Source organism: Paenibacillus sp. FSL R5-0407 (assembly GCF_038009185.1).
Taxonomy (GTDB): Bacteria; Bacillota; Bacilli; order Paenibacillales; family Paenibacillaceae; genus Fontibacillus; species Fontibacillus vini.
This window is the reverse complement of sequence record NZ_JBBPAX010000001.1, coordinates 2,597,985-2,614,274: the sequence shown is the minus strand read 5'-3', so window position 1 is coordinate 2,614,274 and position 16,290 is coordinate 2,597,985. Positions and strand designations below refer to the sequence as shown.

General features: G+C 50.3%; 15 protein-coding genes and 1 pseudogene. 13 read left to right on the top strand and 3 right to left on the bottom strand.

Annotated elements, in window-relative coordinates:
* Window positions 1-44 precede the first annotated feature (44 nt).
* The 9 genes and pseudogenes from NYE70_RS12645 to nadE all read left to right on the top strand — a co-directional run bounded on the left by NYE70_RS12645 (window position 45) and on the right by nadE (window position 7,336).
* Window positions 45-1,247 carry a Ger(x)C family spore germination protein gene (locus NYE70_RS12645; protein WP_290406612.1) on the top strand — a complete coding sequence of 401 codons (1,203 nt, stop codon included), beginning with the start codon at window positions 45-47 and terminating at the stop codon, window positions 1,245-1,247.
* Window positions 1,244-2,338 carry a GerAB/ArcD/ProY family transporter gene (locus NYE70_RS12640; RefSeq protein ID WP_213655899.1) on the top strand — a complete coding sequence of 365 codons (1,095 nt, stop codon included), beginning with the start codon at window positions 1,244-1,246 and terminating at the stop codon, window positions 2,336-2,338. Before NYE70_RS12645 ends, NYE70_RS12640 begins: the two co-directional genes overlap by 4 nt.
* The gene (locus NYE70_RS12635) at window positions 2,335-2,478 is read left to right on the top strand and encodes a hypothetical protein (protein WP_213655900.1); all 144 of its coding nucleotides are present in this window, start codon (window positions 2,335-2,337) and stop codon (window positions 2,476-2,478) included. Before NYE70_RS12640 ends, NYE70_RS12635 begins: the two co-directional genes overlap by 4 nt.
* Window positions 2,479-2,566: 88 nt before the next feature.
* Window positions 2,567-2,809: pseudogene (locus tag NYE70_RS12630) on the top strand (SDR family NAD(P)-dependent oxidoreductase); the annotation flags it as partial.
* Window positions 2,810-3,005: 196 nt separating this feature from the next.
* Entirely contained in the window at window positions 3,006-3,782 is a 777-nt protein-coding gene (locus tag NYE70_RS12625) for an NUDIX hydrolase (protein ID WP_290406611.1), read from the top strand.
* 33 nt (window positions 3,783-3,815) lie between these two features.
* A complete protein-coding gene (locus NYE70_RS12620; protein ID WP_435530089.1) occupies window positions 3,816-4,409 on the top strand; it encodes a cysteine hydrolase family protein in 594 nt (197 codons plus the stop codon).
* A complete protein-coding gene (locus NYE70_RS12615) occupies window positions 4,409-5,869 on the top strand; it encodes a nicotinate phosphoribosyltransferase (RefSeq protein WP_290406610.1) in 1,461 nt (486 codons plus the stop codon). The genes NYE70_RS12620 and NYE70_RS12615 overlap by 1 nt, the downstream gene beginning before the upstream one ends.
* A gap of 16 nt (window positions 5,870-5,885) precedes the next feature.
* Window positions 5,886-6,500 (top strand): nicotinate (nicotinamide) nucleotide adenylyltransferase, encoded by a 615-nt coding sequence (nadD, locus tag NYE70_RS12610; RefSeq protein WP_211025721.1) that lies wholly within the window; start codon window positions 5,886-5,888, stop codon window positions 6,498-6,500.
* A 17-nt stretch (window positions 6,501-6,517) separates the two neighbouring features.
* Window positions 6,518-7,336, top strand: a complete 819-nt coding sequence (gene nadE / locus NYE70_RS12605) for an ammonia-dependent NAD(+) synthetase (protein ID WP_290406609.1) — start codon at window positions 6,518-6,520, stop codon at window positions 7,334-7,336.
* A 37-nt stretch (window positions 7,337-7,373) separates the two neighbouring features.
* On the opposite strand, the gene NYE70_RS12600 is transcribed toward nadE, so the two are convergent.
* Window positions 7,374-8,201 carry an AraC family transcriptional regulator gene (locus NYE70_RS12600; RefSeq protein ID WP_213655904.1) on the bottom strand — a complete coding sequence of 276 codons (828 nt, stop codon included), beginning with the start codon at window positions 8,199-8,201 and terminating at the stop codon, window positions 7,374-7,376.
* 194 nt (window positions 8,202-8,395) lie between these two features.
* On the opposite strand from NYE70_RS12600, the gene NYE70_RS12595 reads away from it, so the two are divergent.
* Together NYE70_RS12595 and yunB are read left to right on the top strand one after the other, a co-directional pair.
* A complete protein-coding gene (locus NYE70_RS12595) occupies window positions 8,396-10,555 on the top strand; it encodes an alpha-galactosidase (protein WP_211025727.1) in 2,160 nt (719 codons plus the stop codon).
* Between the two features lie 383 nt (window positions 10,556-10,938).
* Window positions 10,939-11,826, top strand: coding sequence for a sporulation protein YunB (gene yunB, locus NYE70_RS12590; protein ID WP_213655906.1), 888 nt, complete (start codon window positions 10,939-10,941; stop codon window positions 11,824-11,826).
* 69 nt (window positions 11,827-11,895) lie between these two features.
* Here the strand turns inward: yunB and NYE70_RS12585 are convergent, their stop codons facing one another.
* A complete protein-coding gene (locus NYE70_RS12585; RefSeq protein ID WP_435530091.1) occupies window positions 11,896-12,882 on the bottom strand; it encodes a M23 family metallopeptidase in 987 nt (328 codons plus the stop codon).
* A gap of 288 nt (window positions 12,883-13,170) precedes the next feature.
* Here NYE70_RS12585 and lipA point away from each other — a divergent pair, with 288 nt between their 5' ends.
* Together lipA and NYE70_RS12575 are read left to right on the top strand one after the other, a co-directional pair.
* A complete protein-coding gene (lipA, locus tag NYE70_RS12580; protein ID WP_211025734.1) occupies window positions 13,171-14,070 on the top strand; it encodes a lipoyl synthase in 900 nt (299 codons plus the stop codon).
* Between the two features lie 20 nt (window positions 14,071-14,090).
* Window positions 14,091-14,432 carry a YutD family protein gene (locus tag NYE70_RS12575; RefSeq protein ID WP_290406607.1) on the top strand — a complete coding sequence of 114 codons (342 nt, stop codon included), beginning with the start codon at window positions 14,091-14,093 and terminating at the stop codon, window positions 14,430-14,432.
* A 377-nt stretch (window positions 14,433-14,809) separates the two neighbouring features.
* On the opposite strand, the gene NYE70_RS12570 is transcribed toward NYE70_RS12575, so the two are convergent.
* Window positions 14,810-16,270, bottom strand: coding sequence for a S41 family peptidase (locus NYE70_RS12570; RefSeq protein WP_290406606.1), 1,461 nt, complete (start codon window positions 16,268-16,270; stop codon window positions 14,810-14,812).
* Between the last annotated feature and the right edge of the window lie 20 nt (window positions 16,271-16,290).

The following is a 16,290-nucleotide window of genomic DNA, read 5'->3' as shown; positions in this document are numbered from 1 at the left end:
GACTGCCGGTGCCCGAGACAGATATTTTCTGAAAGGAACACATTATGCGAAAAGCGGCTATTCTCCTGTTGATAGCGACCATGTCGATGAGCTTGACGGCTTGCTGGAGTAATAAGGAGGTCAACGATATCGCGATCGTTTCTGCGATCGGGATAGATAAAGGAAATAACGGGAACATCAGGCTCTCCTTGCAGCTGGCAGTTCCTCTGCTGATAGGAACAGGTTCCTCGCAAGGAGGAGCGGGGACAACCAAGTTGGCCGATACCTCCGGCTGGGTCGTCTCCGAGGAGGGGGCTACCGTCATGGAATCGTACAGGAGTATACAGCAAAAGCTTCCTCGTCAAATTTTTTTCTCCCACTCCAGAATCATTATCATTGGCAGCAGCATGGCCAAGAGTGGAGTAAGCCAGATATTGGATTTCTTTGAACGTTACCGTGAATCGCAAATGAAGAGCTATATCGCCGTTTCAGCCACAACGGCTTCCGATGTAATGAACTACCTGCCTAAATTCGAGAGGTTGTCTTCAGAGGTGATTTTTGAGGAACTCAAGCGGCGTGTACTCCCTACGGTCCGGCTGGTCGATTTCCTGAACGCCTTGCAATCCGAGGGGGTGGAGCCGTTTGCGCCGATTCTGGAGATTACCGCATCCGAACGCGGGGACAGCAAATATAAAAACCTGGTCATATCAGGGAGCGCCGTCTTCAAAAAAGATAAAATGGTCGGCTGGCTTAATGATGATGAGGCGCGGGGGCTACAATGGGTCCTCGATACAGTTGAAGAAGGCGTAGTGACGATAGAAATTGATGAGGGCAAGCGAAAAGGACGAGTTAGTGCTGAACTGGAGAAGGTAAATGTTTCACGAAAGATGAAGGTAGGGAAAACCGGCAAAATGGAGGTTACGCTTCATGCCGATGTGAGTGCAAATATTTATGAAAATACTTCCGACATGGATCTGGAAATTTCCGAAAACACGAAATCTGTGATTGATTTATTTAAAAAACAAATTGAAAACAGAATCACAGGATCCATCCAAAAGGTGCAAAGGGAATTGCAAAGCGACATTTTTGGATTTGGGCAGTCCATTTACCGCAGATATCCCCTGACTTGGAAAAAGTCTTATCGGGAGCAATGGGACACCTTGTTTTCAGAGATGGAAACCAAGATCGATGTGGATGTCAGGGTATTGCGCAACGGTCTTACTAATAAAACAATAAAGATCAGCGACAGCGAGGTGGAGCAAAAATGACGCAGATTTCGAAATATGAGATGTTTGCGCTGTTGGCGTTGTTTCAATTGGGAACCACACTTATATTTGGCTTCTCTTCCGATGCGGGGCGGGATGCCTGGATAGCTTCGGGGATTTCCACATTATTCGGCGCAGGACTGGTGCTGATCTACCTGTTTATTTTCAAGGCGACCGGAGGTTTGACACTGGTGGAGTGGTTTCCCTGGATATTCGGAAAATGGTTGGGAACTCCGCTGGCCTGGCTCTTTCCGTTGCTGTTTATTTATAATGCAGCGCGCATTATTAGCGATGTCCGTTTTCTTTTCCCGGTGACCATCTTGAACCGCACCCCCGATTGGATTATCGGATTTACTTTCTTGGGCGTAGTTATTTATGCTTTGCTGGGCGGGATAGAAGTGATCGCTAGACTGGCCGGCTTTTTCCTCCCGCTGATCTATATATCGATAATGTTGGAAGTCACTTTGCTGGCCTCTTCAGGCACGTTTCACTTTGCCAATCTGCTTCCCGTGGTTGGAGAGGGGTGGGGACGAATTTGGAAAGCCGTTTGGCCGCTCGGCCTTATGCAAACGTTCGGGGAGAGTATCGAGTTTGCAATAATTTGGAGTTATGTAGGGCAAAAAAAAGGGTTGGCGCTTTGGACGGCGGGAGGAACCCTATTGGCCGGCTTCAGCATTGCGTTGATGGACCTGTTAGCCGTTTCGGGTTTGGGAGAGATGGCGTTTCAACAAATGATGTATCCGGCATTTGCTTTGCTCAAGCTGTCCAATATCAATTATTTCGATAACCTGGATGCGATCGGAATTATTTATTTAGTGGTGAACGCTTTTATTAAAATGTCGGTGCATCTTTTCTCGGCAGCCGTCTGTTTGCGTTACCTAATTGGGGGGAAGAGCGAGAAGCCCATGGTCGTGACTGCGTCCCTTATGGCCTTGTTCGTATCTATGACCATGGTGATCAGCTTTACGGAGCATTTGCAGGTGGCGAAGCAAATCATCCCCTACCACGTGTGGGTTCCTATGTTTCTTGTATTGCCGGGCATTGTGCTGCTCGCTTTACCGGTTAGAAAATGGATCGCGGGGCTCAAGACATGATCAGACACTTTTTTTCCTGGGAATCCCGCAATCTTCTTGCCGCGCCTTGGAAGTTTCAGCTTACGCTGCTGGTTGGAGCGCTGCTCGGCTCCGTGATTACCTGGATTCGATGGAAAAAGAAAAGCAAGAAACGGAATTAGGACGCGGCTGATGCGATAAGTATGACTCTATTTCGTCGATAAAGTTACGGCGGTATGTGTGAGAACGGGGTTGGGGACGATATAACCGGAATCGATTATTCACGAATATGCCGGTAAAAATATACGAGTTAATGCCATATGCCCGGGGTATGTCGAGTCCGGAATGGTTAATAAAGAAGCCCTTGGCGATTTTTACGATGGTCTTGTTGCAAGGCATCCTATAAGAAGACTCGGCCGGCCGGAAGAAATCGCGCATGCCATTGTTTTTTTATGTGAAAATGATTTTGTAACCGGCACTTCATTACTTGTTGATGGAGGCTATACGGCGTAATAGACTGCACGCTCCCAAATAACTCAAACCACAAAAGATTGCAGGGTCACCGGAGAGGCTCCGGTTTCTCTTCAGTCTTTTTTATTTATCGAAAAATTTTTAGCCAGGATTGACAAGATGGAAATAGCTGCATATAATACAATTAACAAAACGTTAAATGTTAAAAGTTAAAAGTGGCAGAAAGGAATCTTTGATAATGTCGAATGAGCAAGCAATGCAGCAATACGATGTGAAAAAGTATAGAACCCCGGACGGTTATACTTCGGATATCGCGGTATTCTCGATTTTGCCCGAGAAGCGGGAAATGTTTAAACCGCCTGTCATGGATCTCAAGCTCATGCTAATCAAGCGGAGTATGACGAACAGCGAAGGCAAGCTGAATATCGAAGCGGGAAAATGGGCTCTGCCCGGCGGATTCGTCGACCCGGCCGAGACCGCTTTTCAATCGGCTCAGCGTGAGTTAATGGAGGAGACGGGGGTAGAGAATATTCATCTTGAGCATTTCGGGGTATATGATGCCCCAGGACGTGACCCACGCGGATGGATCATTTCAAATGCCCATTTTGCCATCGTACCTGAACATCAGCTTGCCAAGCGTCAGGCGAACGACGACGCAAGCGAGGTAGAGCTGTTTTCCGTAAAAGAGGTTCTGAAGCTTGATCTGGCTTTTGACCATGCGGAGATTATCCGGGATGCGATTTCAGTAATCCGGCATAAGCTGCTTGAAACGACAGCGGCGAAGGACTTCTTGCCGTCAGAGTTCACTTATTCCGAGCTTCAAGCCGTGCTTTTGACCGTGACGAACGATTCAGCCATCTCTCTCGATGCCGCATTTGCCAGAAAAATAAAGTCGCTGCCCTTCATCCGGGAAATCGCCGGAAAGAAGACGACGCGGACTTCCAAAAAGCCGACCCAGCTCTACTGTTTTATTGATGCTGAAGTGAATACATCGCTTTACCATTCCAGAAAGTAAATTCTTGATAATCATTTAGGGGAGGAAACGAAAATGACGAAGGAAATGAATGTGATCCATCGGGCTTTGATTAATATCGATTATACGTATGATTTTGTCGCCGAGGACGGCGCATTGACCTGTGGGGCTCCCGGGCAAGCCATTGAAGGGCCGATCACGGATATTACCCGCGAGTTTATACAGAATAATGATTATGTAGTTTTCGCCATCGATCTTCATAAGCAGGGAGACACGCTGCATCCTGAAACCAGACTGTTTCCGCCCCATAATCTCGATGGAACGAAGGGCCGTACGCTTTACGGGGAACTTGATGCTTTGTATCAGGCTAACAAGACCGCAGCGAATGTCTATTGGATGGATAAAACAAGATACAGCGCGTTTGCGGGCACCGATCTGGAGCTCCAACTCCGCGCAAGGGGAATCACGGAACTCCATCTGGTTGGAGTTTGTACCGACATCTGCGTGCTCCATACGGCGGTGGATGCGTACAATAAGGGCTTTGACCTGGTGATCCACGAAGCTGCGGTTGCAAGCTTTGATCAGGAAGGCCATGCCTGGGCCTTGCGCCATTTTAAAGGATCGCTTGGTGCGGATATCCGACCCCATCATCTGAAGGAGGAGTTATAATGAGCTACGCTGACGACAGTCTCGCCCTGCACACGGATAAATATCAAATCAATATGGCACAGGCCTACTGGAAGGACAATATTCACCAGCGTAAAGCGGTATTTGAAGTTTATTTTCGTAAAATACCGTTCCAGAACGGCTATGCCGTCTTTGCCGGATTGGAGCGGGTGATCCGTTACCTCTCGGAATTCCGCTTCACGGAGAGCGATTTGGCTTATTTAAGAGAAGAGGGATATGGCGAGGACTACCTTGCTTATCTTGAAGGTATTACTTTTACGGGAAACGTGCTGTCGATGCAGGAAGGGGAGCTCGTATTCGCCAATGAACCGATTATGCGAATTGAAGCTCCGTTGGCGGAAGCGCAGTTGATCGAAACCGCACTGCTCAATATCGTCAACTTTCAGACGCTGATCGCTACGAAGGCTTCGCGGATCAAGCAAGTGATCGGAGACGAAATCAGCATGGAATTCGGAACCCGTCGGGCGCAAGAAATGGACGCTGCCATTTGGGGAGCGAGAGCCGCCTACCTTGCGGGATTTGAAGCTACCTCGAACGTAAGGGCCGGCAAGCTGTTCGGAATTCCTACCGTAGGAACGCATGCCCATGCGATGGTCCAGGCTTACCGTGACGAGTACACAGCTTTCCGCAAATATGCGGAGTGTCATAAAGATTGCGTATTTTTGGTCGATACGTACGATACGCTTAAATCGGGTGTGCCTACGGCGATCGAGGTGGCCAAGGAATTTGGGGATAAGATCAACTTCAAAGGCATTCGTCTGGATAGCGGCGATTTGGCATATCTGTCGAAGGAAGCGCGGAGAATGCTTGATGAAGCGGGCTTCCCCGAAGCGAAAATTTACGCGACCAACGATCTCGACGAGCTCACGATTATGAACCTGAAAGCCCAAGGGGCGAGAATCGATGTGTGGGGCGTCGGCACCAAGCTGATCACGGCCTATGACCAGCCCGCTCTCGGAGCGGTCTACAAGTTGATTTCCATCGAGGATGAGCATGGAGAGATGGTCGATACAATCAAGATCAGCTCGAATCCCGAAAAAATATCGACGCCCGGCCGGAAAAGAGTATTCCGCATCATCAACAAAGGCAACCGGAAGTCGGAGGGCGATTATATCGCTTTGGAGCATGAAGAACCTCAGCAGGAGGAACGCCTCAAGATGTTCCATCCCGTTCACACGCATATCGCCAAATTCGTGACGAATTTTGAGGCGAGGGAGCTGCATCAGACCATTTTTGCGGATGGAAAGCTGGTTTATAAGCTCCCTTCGCTGCAGGAAATCAAGCAGTTTACGGCAGAGAACCTGAACGTATTGTGGGACGAATACAAGCGGCTGTTGAATCCGGCCGAATATCCGGTCGATCTCAGCCAGGAATGCTGGGACAATAAAATGAAACGGATTGAAGAGATCCGCCAAAAAGTGAGCGAAAACATGCAAGCCTGAGAAGGGAGTGCGCGCTATGGGGAAAATCGGAATCTATGGATCCTCCTTCGATCCGATTACGAATGTGCATCTTTGGACGGCAAGCACGGTTGCCCATCGCTGCAAACTGGATAAGGTCATTTTTCTGCCATGCTCCAATAAACGGCCGGACAAATCGATGAATGTCAGCGATGAGCATCGTTGGAATATGATTTTGCTGGCCATTGCAGGGAATGATAAATTTGTCCCGGACGATTATGAAATGAAGCAAGCAGGCTGGGAAATCGCCACCTATTTGACCTTGCAGCATTTCAAGAACAAGTTTCCGGACGACGAAATCTACTTTATTATGGGCGCGGACCTGCTGCTGGATATCGGAGCCGGGAAGTGGAAGAAGTCAGAAGAGTTGATTCGCGAGAACAAGTTTATTGTCATGGCAAGAGACGGAATCAACATGCTGTCGGCGATCAGCAAATCGCCGATTCTCCGAAATGCCGATGACGGTCATACCTTTCATCTTATTGATAAAGGGTTAGCCATGGAAATCAGCTCCACCTATATCAGGGAAGAGTTTCGGCTTGGTGGGGAACCCCGGTATCTGGTACCCGACAATTGCTATAGTTATATTAAGAATCATCAATTATATAAATAGAGAGGAGAAGGAACAAGATGAATACACAAGAACAAATTATCGGGGCGTTGCAGGTAAGACCGGTGATTGATGTCAAAGAGGAGATCCGCGAGCGTATCGATTTTCTGAAGGCGTATTGCAAAAAAGCGGGAGCAAAAGGGTATGTGCTGGGAATCAGCGGAGGGCAGGATTCGACGCTGGCGGGACGGCTAGCCCAGCTTGCGGTCGAAGAGCTACGGGCAGAGGGGCTTGAGGCTACGTTCTACGCCGTCCGTCTCCCCTATGGGATCCAACGGGATGAAGTGGACGCTAAGGAAGCTTTGGAATTCATTCAGCCCGATGAATCGTTCGAGTTTAACATTCAGTCCTCGGTGGATGCCTTTGCCGAACAATTCGCGGCGATGGCTGGCAGCGGAATGTCGGACTTTAACAAAGGAAACGTCAAAGCCCGGATGCGGATGATCGCTCAATATGCGATCGCCGGAGAGAAGGGATGCCTGGTGATCGGTACGGATCATGCGGCGGAGGCCATCACCGGCTTCTTCACGAAATTCGGTGACGGCGGCGCCGACGTTATGCCGCTGGCGGGGCTGACCAAAGGACAAGGACGGGAGCTCCTGAAGGAGCTGAACGCCTCGGAACGCTTGTACTTAAAGACGCCGACAGCGGATTTGCTCGACAACAAACCGTTGCAAGCGGACGAAACGGAGCTCGGATTGTCGTATGAGGTGCTGGACCAGTACCTTACGGGCAAAGAGGTTGAACCGCAGGCGAAGGCCAATATCGAAAAGCGGTACACGGTGACGATGCACAAAAGGGAACTTCCGGCTACGCCTTTTGACGAATGGTGGAAGTAAGCAACTAACATATAAATGGTACTCCCGAAAAGGGGCCTTAACCCGGAAAGTATGCGGTACGATACTGCCTGGGGGAAAGGCCCTTTTCTTTTTTGAACATTTTGGAGAACAATAACGGGTCTTCGTAACCGACCGATCTGGCGATGTCGCCGATCGAAAGCAGGCTGTTGCCCATTAATCCGCAAGCCTTGTTCATCCGGAAAGCAATTAAATATTCCTGGATGCTGGAACCGGTCCGGGATTTGAAAACAGCGCACAAATAGCTTCGGTCCAGCCCGACAAAATTGGCAATTTGGGAAATGCTGATTTTGTTTCCGTAATTGGTGCCGATGAAATCAACCACTTTATTAACATACTTGTCCTGACGATCGTCCTTCCTGGACTCCGGGGCATGGGGCGGATTGGTTTCGGCCATATGGGAGAACAGCGAGTACAGGAGCGAGGTCAGCTTCAAATCGCGTCCGCTCGGGAGGGCTCTGGAATCATGCATATGCCGGATACAACGCTCCACGGTATCGGGGTCGATACGATCCAGAATCGGAGATTCCATAGACAGTCCGGCCTGCCGCAAATAGCTTTCCGCCTGGATGCCTTGAAAGCCTGCCCAGGCATAGGTCCAAGGATCGGCGGCATCGGCCCGGTAATAAGTGACGGCTTCCGGAACAATGAGAAAGGCCTGGCCCTTTTTGAGGTGATAGGTACGGTTCCCCGTTTCGAAAATACCTTGGCCATCAAGTATGAAATGAATGAGGTAATGATCTCTTACGGCAGGCCCGTAATCATGCTGCGGCCAACACTGCTCTAATCCATATTGCGTAATATGCAGATCCAAAAATGAGGGGTTGCCTGCCAGGTATTCCATCATAATGATTCAGTCCTCTATATTCAATCAAGTACAATGACATATTTAACGTATAATATTATCGGAAAATGTACAATCATCTATCATTATGCCATATTTCCATAGTCATGTTCCATTTACTGCGGGGAAGGCCCGGCTTTAAGATGGAGAGAGCACATTTCCTCAAACTATTTTAAGGAAAAGGGGATCAACCTTATATGGCTATTCGTTACTATGAACAAGAAGGAATTTTTCATCTGCAATCGGAGCGGATGAGCTATATTCTACAAATCGTAAACGGCTATCCGGCACACGCTTATTGGGGCAAAAAGCTGCGTATGGAAGAGCATCCGCAAAGTCTGATCAATATGGATGGCCCGCTTCTTCTGGATCGTCTTCCGCAAGAGTATCCGCAATACGGTTCGGGCGATTTCCGCAATCCGGCCTATCAAGTACGGCTGGAAGACGGATCAAGAATTACGGAGCTAGTATATCAGGGATACCGTATTATTGCCGGTAAACCGCAACTGGAGGGCTTGCCGGGTCTCTATACCGAGAGTGATGACGAGGCCGAAACTCTAGAGCTGGAGTTGAAGGATGAGTACACCGGTCTTGCGGTGACGCTCAGTTACAGCGTGTTCCGGCATTCTGACGCGATCGCTAGATCGGTCCGATTTGAAAATAAAGGCGGGCAGAGTCTTCAGCTTCTGAAGGCGCTCAGCGCGAGCGTGGATTTGCCGCGCTCGGACTTGGACATGATTTACCTGGCCGGCTCCTGGTCCCGTGAAGCGCATATTCAGCGGCGACCGCTGGGTCCCGGCGGAACTGTCATCGAAGGCCGCAGAGGCGGGATGAGCGGGCACCAGTTGAATCCGTTTATTGCTCTGGCCGAGCCGGGAGCGGATGAGGATCATGGGGAGGTTTACAGCCTTAGCTTTGTATACAGCGGAAATTTCGCGGCAGTTGCAGAAGTGGATTCCTTTAAATCGACCCGGTTCTCCATCGGTCTTAATCCGTTCGATTTCACCTGGGTTCTTGCGCCGGGACAAACGTTTCAGACACCGGAAGCCGTTATGGTTTACTCGGCGGACGGCTTGGGAGAGATGTCGAGAATGTATCACCGCTTGTACCGTACGCGGCTGAGCCGCGGCGTACACCGGGATCGGGAGCGGCCGATTCTAGTGAACAATTGGGAAGGCACCTATTTCGATTTTAATACTGAAAAGCTGATAGACATAGCAAAAGCGGGCGCGGAAATGGGCATTGAGCTGTTTGTGCTGGATGACGGCTGGTTCGGAAAACGGGACAACGACAGAACGTCTCTTGGAGATTGGACGCCGGATTTGAGAAAATTGCCGGGAGGACTGACGGAAGTCGCGGAAAAGATCAATGCATTGGGAATGAAGTTCGGTCTATGGTTCGAGCCGGAGATGATCTCCCCGGAAAGCGAGCTGTACCGCAAACATCCGGACTGGTGCCTGCATGTGGAAGGCAGACGCAGAACGGAAGCAAGATGGCAGCTGGTGCTGGACTACTCGAGGCCCGAAGTGCGCGAATATATTTATGAGACGCTGAGCGGCATCTTCAGCACGGTTCCGATTGCGTACATCAAATGGGATATGAACCGTAGTTTGACGGAGATCGGTTCGGCTGCGGCTGCACCGGAACACCAGTCGGAGATCGCTCATCGTCAAATCTTGGGTCTCTACGAGCTGTTGGAACGGCTGACCTCCCGCTTTCCTGATATTCTGTTCGAGAACTGCAGCAGCGGCGGCGGCCGATTCGATCCCGGCATGTTGTATTACATGCCGCAAACCTGGACCAGCGATGACACCGATGCGGTGGAGCGGCTGAAGATCCAGTACGGAACCAGCCTGGTCTATCCGGTCAGCTCGATCGGCGCCCATGTATCCGCAATACCGAACCACCAGGTGGAACGGATGACCCCGCTCAAAATGAGAGGCGACGTCGCGATGTCCGGGAATTTCGGCTACGAGCTGGATCTGACCAAGTTCACGGAAGAAGAAAAGGAGATCGTCAAGGAGCAGGTGAAGGAATATAAGGGGATTCGCTCGCTGGTACAGCAGGGCGACCTATACCGGCTGCTCAGTCCGTTCGAAAGCACGGAGTCGGCATGGATGTTCGTTTCGCCAGACCGGAAGGAAGCGATCGCTTTCTTTTTCAGAGTATTGGCCGAACCGCATCCGCCGGAGAAAAGATTACGCTTCAAAGGCTTGAATCCGGAGTTAGACTATTCCGTGGAGGGTTTGGACGGCGTATGGCCGGGTGACCGCTTGATGAACTTTGGGCTCGTGATCCCCGAACTGAAGGGCGACTACGCCAGCACGAAATTCAAGTTGAAGGCGGTTAAGCGTTAATTCGCTTCGTAATCAATTAAACAAAGTGAAAAGGATCAAGCGGAAGGGGAGCGATACCCCTTTGCTTGATCCTTTTTCTTTTAAGAATACTCGGGGAACTGAAGACATTCACATAAAATTGTCGTAATACCATACTCCGAAGAAGAACAGAATGCCAAAGACGCATAGGAGGGCAAATCAAGCTGATTACGGAAAGCCCGAATGCCTTTGCGGCTTTGCGCATTAATTGTTTCATTTGCTCTCCCCTCCTAATTGCATCATATATTATCGGTACTGAAGCATCAACGTTCGATGGCAAGTGGCAGCCCGGCCTTCTTTTTTCACCCTGTCCAGCATAACCTGTATAGATGTTCCGCCGTGGACAAAGCAGGGGGGATGAAGGAATGCTGCGGTTTAGAAGGGGATTTCGCAGCCGGAGAAGAAGATGGCACAGAGGGCGGCGAAGGGGGCCGCTTAGCAGGCGAAAGATTTGGCTTGTCGTCCTGGCCATTACGTTTATTGCCATTTTTCAGTTTTTTCAATATGTCGAGCGCCATATGAAGGAGCCGATCATGCATCTGGCGAAAATCCGGGTGAAGCAAATCGCCACGGAATCGATTAATGAGGCGATCACCTCGCAGGTCGCGAACGAGCAAGAGGTGGGGAACCTGATCGATTGGAAGACCGATGATGCGGGGAAGGTTTCGGGCTTCATGCTGAACTATTCCGCTCACATGCGAATTACTTCCGATACGATTCAGACGGTCCGGACCACGCTCGACGAGGTTTCCCGGTTATCGGAGCACATCCCGCTTGGGCAGGCGCTCGGCAGTCCGATTCTTGCCTCCTTCGGACCCGGGATTCCAATCAAGATCGAGCCAAAAGGCGACGTTAAGGTCGATTTAAACACCCGGCGGCAGGATGCAGGCATCAACAATATTTTAGTTGAGGTTTATCTGCGCGTACGCACGGAACTTGCCGTCGTGGTGCCTTTTGATATGGAACCGCAGGCCGTGGAGACGGAGATTCCGGTATCTTATCTGCTCGTTGTCGGCGATGTCCCTATGTATTATTACGATGGCAAGGGGAATCCAGTGGGAGATCAGGCCGGTGCGCCGAATATCGCGCTGCCCGCAGTTCCGGAAGATTCGGGGACCAAGGTGCAATCCGATGAAGCGGAGAAGGACTCCTCCGGCACGGATGGAGAGGCAGGAAATACGGGTAGCGGGAGTAAAGGCGACGGAAATGCAGGGAGTGCCGAAAGCCCGGAACAGTCCGACAGTCATAAATAAAAAAGACGCCCACCAGGGCGTCTTTTTTATTGTAAAGGGCGGATCTATATGAAGAAGACAGGGCAGGGGTCACTTTTTTAGGCGGTCCGCTCTTTCCCACTGCCGTAGAAGCGGGTAGGGATTGAATGCCCATTCCGTCGTCCCGGTGTCCCTGTAAATTCCGTAATGAAGATGCGGCGCGAATCGTCCTTGGGTCCCGGGAGGCCCGTATCCGCTGCTGCCTACCCAGCCGATCGTTTGACCGGGTTCGACGACGTCGCCGACCTCGATCTTTTTCTCGTAACCTTGCAAATGGGCGTAGTAATGATATCGGTTATTTAAATCCCGAATACCGATCCGCCAGCCGCCATATGGGTTCCAGCCTTTCGTCTCGACGACTCCGTAACAGACGCTGCGGACAGGTACGCCATAGGAGGCGAATAAGTCGGTGCCTTCATGGGTTCGAAGGCCGCCCCAGCCCCGTCGGTCGCCCCATGTGTCCCGGAAGGTGTACACACTTTTTACGGGAAGGGGGAATGCGCTGGCCAACAGATCAACCCGGCCGTAGGTTTTATAGATTTTTGCAAACTGGCGAATTCTCGTTACCGAGGAGTCATTCTGGTAATAACGCCATAACGCTATGCGAAAATCCTCGTCCTCATACCCGAAGCTGCTAAGATAGGTAGCGAGTGTGAACAACGCATCCCGGTCGTTACTGGGATCCGCCGCTCCGTCGGCGGTGGCGTCCTTACCGAGACCGCCGAATAATCCGATCGTCGCGGGAACCGTATCCTCGGGATTGGGGTTAAGCGGTCCGGCCCAGACAGCGCCTTTAAAATTAAGGTCCACAAGCCGTTTTTTTGTGGACTCCGTCTTTTTTCGCGGGGTGATCGTGCGTTCATATTGATCTATCGCTGCAAGCCAGTACCAAGGAATCTGTGTCAGCATTCCGGTCTCTTGATACAGGGTCTGCCTTAGTTCGTGAATGCTCTTGCCGGCGGACGTTGCCGGTGTTCCGGGAGCCTTGGCGGCAGCCGCGCCAAAGCCGGGGACCGTCGACAGCGAGGTAAGCACCATAACGCAGATAAGGATGCGAATGATTTTACCGCCGGAAATAACAAAAGATCTCAAGGAAGATCTCCTCCTTTGGTTGGGTTGGCTGTCACTTAGGTTGATGCAAAGGTTGTGTTTTTATTCCAGTTTTAGTGCAGATTTCATAATTTTGAGGAGGCAGGGGAATTATGAAATTGGCGAAGCATCCAAAGATGACTATTTGAACAACCTTTTAAAGTAGGTATTTCCAGTGAATTCATGATATAATAAATGGCGCTATAGCTTATTCCACAAGAAGGAAGGTCTCCAGATTTGCCAAAACCCGTGAGTGAACCTAAACCAGACTGGATTCGAATTAAGCTGACAACCGGAGATAATTATCAGGACATTAAAAATATGATGCGCTCCAAGACGCTGCATACCGTCTGTGAAGAAGCGCGGTGTCCCAATATATATGAATGCTGGGCTAACCGTACGGCCACTTTTATGATTCTGGGCGAAACCTGCACCCGTGCTTGCCGCTTCTGTGCGGTGAATACCGGAATGCCGACCGAGCTCGATCTGGAGGAGCCGAAGCGGGTAGCCGAGGCGGCCGAAAATATGAATTTGCAGCACTGCGTAGTGACAAGTGTCGCCAGGGACGATCTGAACGATGGAGGAGCCCGGATTTTTGCGGAAACGATTCATGCCATTAGAGGGCGTTTGCCTCTGTGCTCCGTGGAAGTGTTAATCCCTGATTTTCTCGGAAATGAAGAGTCGCTGCGAATCGTAATGGAAGCTAAACCCGATATTTTGAACCACAATATTGAAACGGTAGAACGGATGTCGGACCGGGTCCGGGCCAAGGCGAAATACCGTCGGTCCCTCGAATTGCTGCAGCGCGCCAAGGCGATGAAGCCGTCCATTCCTACGAAATCGAGCATTATGCTTGGGGTAGGCGAAGAATGGGACGAAATTTTGCAAGCGATGGATGATCTGCGTGCTGTGGATTGCGATATTTTGACGATCGGCCAATACTTGCAGCCTTCCCCGCAGCATCTGCGGGTGGAGAAATACTATACTCCGGAGCAATTTGCGGAGCTAAAACAAGAGGGCTTGAAGCGCGGCTTCAGCCACGTGGAGTCCGGACCGCTAGTCCGCAGCTCCTACCATGCCCATGAGCAGGTCAAATCGGCGAAGAGCCATAAAGAAGGTGCATCCGCTTCCGTTTAGCGGGTAAGGAGGTATGGCGATTGATTCAAATCGGCGGCAAAAACTATGAACTGATTCAGAATTACAAGGATGCTTGGGATTTGGAAGCATTTAAGCAAAGATACAGTGAGGTCCTGGATAGATACGATTATATTATCGGGGATTGGGGTTACGAAAAGCTGCGCTTAAAGGGCTTTTTACGCGATAACCACCCGAAAGTAAATCGCGACACGGCTTACTCGGGCATTACGGACTATATCAACGAATACTGCAATTTCGGATGTAAATATTTTGTGTTGCAAAAGGTTAAAGAAAATACCAAAGAAAACGTCCCGGCAGCAAAACAGCCGTCAGGCGAAGAAAAAACGGTTCCCGAATCTTGATCGGGGGCCGTTTTTTTATTTTCAGTTGAGCGGAACAACACTTTGGAGATTTAACGGACATGGAGGCCGTTATTTGCGCCAAAACAGGTGGTTTGAAAAACTAACGGACACCAGGGACGTTAAAGCGTAGAAAAGGTGACTTTTTGAAGCATATAGTGGCGGATAACGTCTCTCATGTCCGTTAGCGTCTAGAAAAGTAAAATTTGGGGCAGTTAGCGGCCCTCATGTCCGTTAGCATGTTAGATTGTTAGATCACCGCAATGAATGAAGGTTTTGAAGGTTCTAAGTTAGAACAAAAGGAAATAAAAAGAACCCGAAGCCAAGTGGCCCCAGGTTCCAAGAATGATGCTTATAATTGCGATGACGATGCGATAAGTTTATTTGGATAAGTGAAGCGTGCCTTGCTTGAAGCTCCATTTGATGTCAGGGAACTTCTTCTGGAACTCATGAATTTCCACATAGGTTTCCCCATCGATCATTTTGGCGGTTTTCGCCGCGATCGTAAACCCGGCCTTGCTTCCGGCGGCATTCGTGACGGTCAGCTTCTGGGTGGAGGCACTCCACGCTACGTCGCCTTTGAGCAGCGCTGCAAGAATACGGGAAGGGACATAGAGTTTGTCGCCGCTTTGCAAGGTATCGACATAACCGCTAAAAGCCACGCCGTTGATAGTTAGTGAAGAAGCATTACCGCTTAGTTCAATGGTTCTTGCTCCCGCCTTGTTCAAGGCTGTGATCAACTGGGCTGTAGCGTTATTCATCACTTCGATGTCCGGCTTAAGGCCGACATGATTGAAGTCCTCCCGCTTCGGCGTTAAGTACCGCTGAACCGTAAGCTTCAGGGAGCTGCCGTTGGAGAGCGTAAAGACGTTTTGAATTCGTGCTTTTCCATAGGTTTGAGTCCCTACAACGGTTGCAATCCCATTATCATGCAGGGCACCTGTTAAAATCTCGGAGGCGCTGGCGGTCAATTCGTTAGTTAAAATGACAACCGGCATTCCGATATCTTGTCCGCCGGAAATGGTCACCGCTTCGAGTTCACCGTTTTGTCCGGACGTATACATTAATGTACCGCTCTTCATAAAATACTTGGCGATGTTGGCCGCCGAATCCACGTATCCGCCAAGATTGTCCCGGAGATCCAGCACCATCGATCTCATCCCCGCCTTGCGGAGCTTGTCCAGCTCGGCTGCAAATTCCTTGTCCGCATTCTCGGAGAAGGAGGATAAGGTGATATATCCGATCCTGCCCGAAGGAATGTAGCTTCCCGTAACGGAAGGAAGCGAGAAATGGGACCGCTTGACGGAGAGCGAGAGGTTCTGGTTGCCGCGGGTTATACCCAAAAGCACTTTCGTATTCTCTTCACCCTGTATCCGAAGAATATCCTCGCCGGTTTTGACCGGTTCCCCGTCAACCTTGGCAATGATATCTCCCTTCTTCAGCCCCGCGGAACCGGCTGGGGAACCGGGCAGCACATCGGTTATATACAGCTTGTTCCCGGTAAACCGGAGTGTTACTCCAATGCCGACGAATTCCTGATTCACGCTGTCTTCGAATTCCGCCAATTCTTCAGCGGTGTAATAATCGCTGTAAGGATCATCCAAGGTGTAAACCATTCCTCGGATCGCGTTCTCGAGAAATAACTCCCTGTCTGCTCCCTCGATATTATAAGCGTCCAAATAATTAAGCACTTCTTGAATAATCTCCATCTCGGAGGTTTGCCCCGCCTCTTCGGCGGCTTTTGCGCTGTCCGCCGCTGCGCCCGCCGCTTGGGGAAGGCCCAGCAACGGAATCGCCAGCAGCGGAATGAGGGCTTTGCGGTAAAACTTGTTCAATTTCATAAATGATTATCCTTTGCTAA

Coding starts and splice junctions, on each gene's coding strand:
- NYE70_RS12645 (WP_290406612.1), top strand. CDS start 45: ATGCGAAAAGCGGCTATTCTCCTGTTGATAGCGACCATGTCGATGAGC.
- nadE (WP_290406609.1), top strand. CDS start 6,518: ATGAATACACAAGAACAAATTATCGGGGCGTTGCAGGTAAGACCGGTG.
- NYE70_RS12635 (WP_213655900.1), top strand. CDS start 2,335: ATGATCAGACACTTTTTTTCCTGGGAATCCCGCAATCTTCTTGCCGCG.
- NYE70_RS12625 (WP_290406611.1), top strand. CDS start 3,006: ATGTCGAATGAGCAAGCAATGCAGCAATACGATGTGAAAAAGTATAGA.
- NYE70_RS12600 (WP_213655904.1), bottom strand. CDS start 8,201: ATGATGGAATACCTGGCAGGCAACCCCTCATTTTTGGATCTGCATATT.
- yunB (WP_213655906.1), top strand. CDS start 10,939: ATGCTGCGGTTTAGAAGGGGATTTCGCAGCCGGAGAAGAAGATGGCAC.
- NYE70_RS12620 (WP_435530089.1), top strand. CDS start 3,816: ATGACGAAGGAAATGAATGTGATCCATCGGGCTTTGATTAATATCGAT.
- nadD (WP_211025721.1), top strand. CDS start 5,886: ATGGGGAAAATCGGAATCTATGGATCCTCCTTCGATCCGATTACGAAT.
- NYE70_RS12615 (WP_290406610.1), top strand. CDS start 4,409: ATGAGCTACGCTGACGACAGTCTCGCCCTGCACACGGATAAATATCAA.
- NYE70_RS12585 (WP_435530091.1), bottom strand. CDS start 12,882: ATGGTGCTTACCTCGCTGTCGACGGTCCCCGGCTTTGGCGCGGCTGCC.
- NYE70_RS12640 (WP_213655899.1), top strand. CDS start 1,244: ATGACGCAGATTTCGAAATATGAGATGTTTGCGCTGTTGGCGTTGTTT.
- NYE70_RS12595 (WP_211025727.1), top strand. CDS start 8,396: ATGGCTATTCGTTACTATGAACAAGAAGGAATTTTTCATCTGCAATCG.
- NYE70_RS12570 (WP_290406606.1), bottom strand. CDS start 16,270: ATGAAATTGAACAAGTTTTACCGCAAAGCCCTCATTCCGCTGCTGGCG.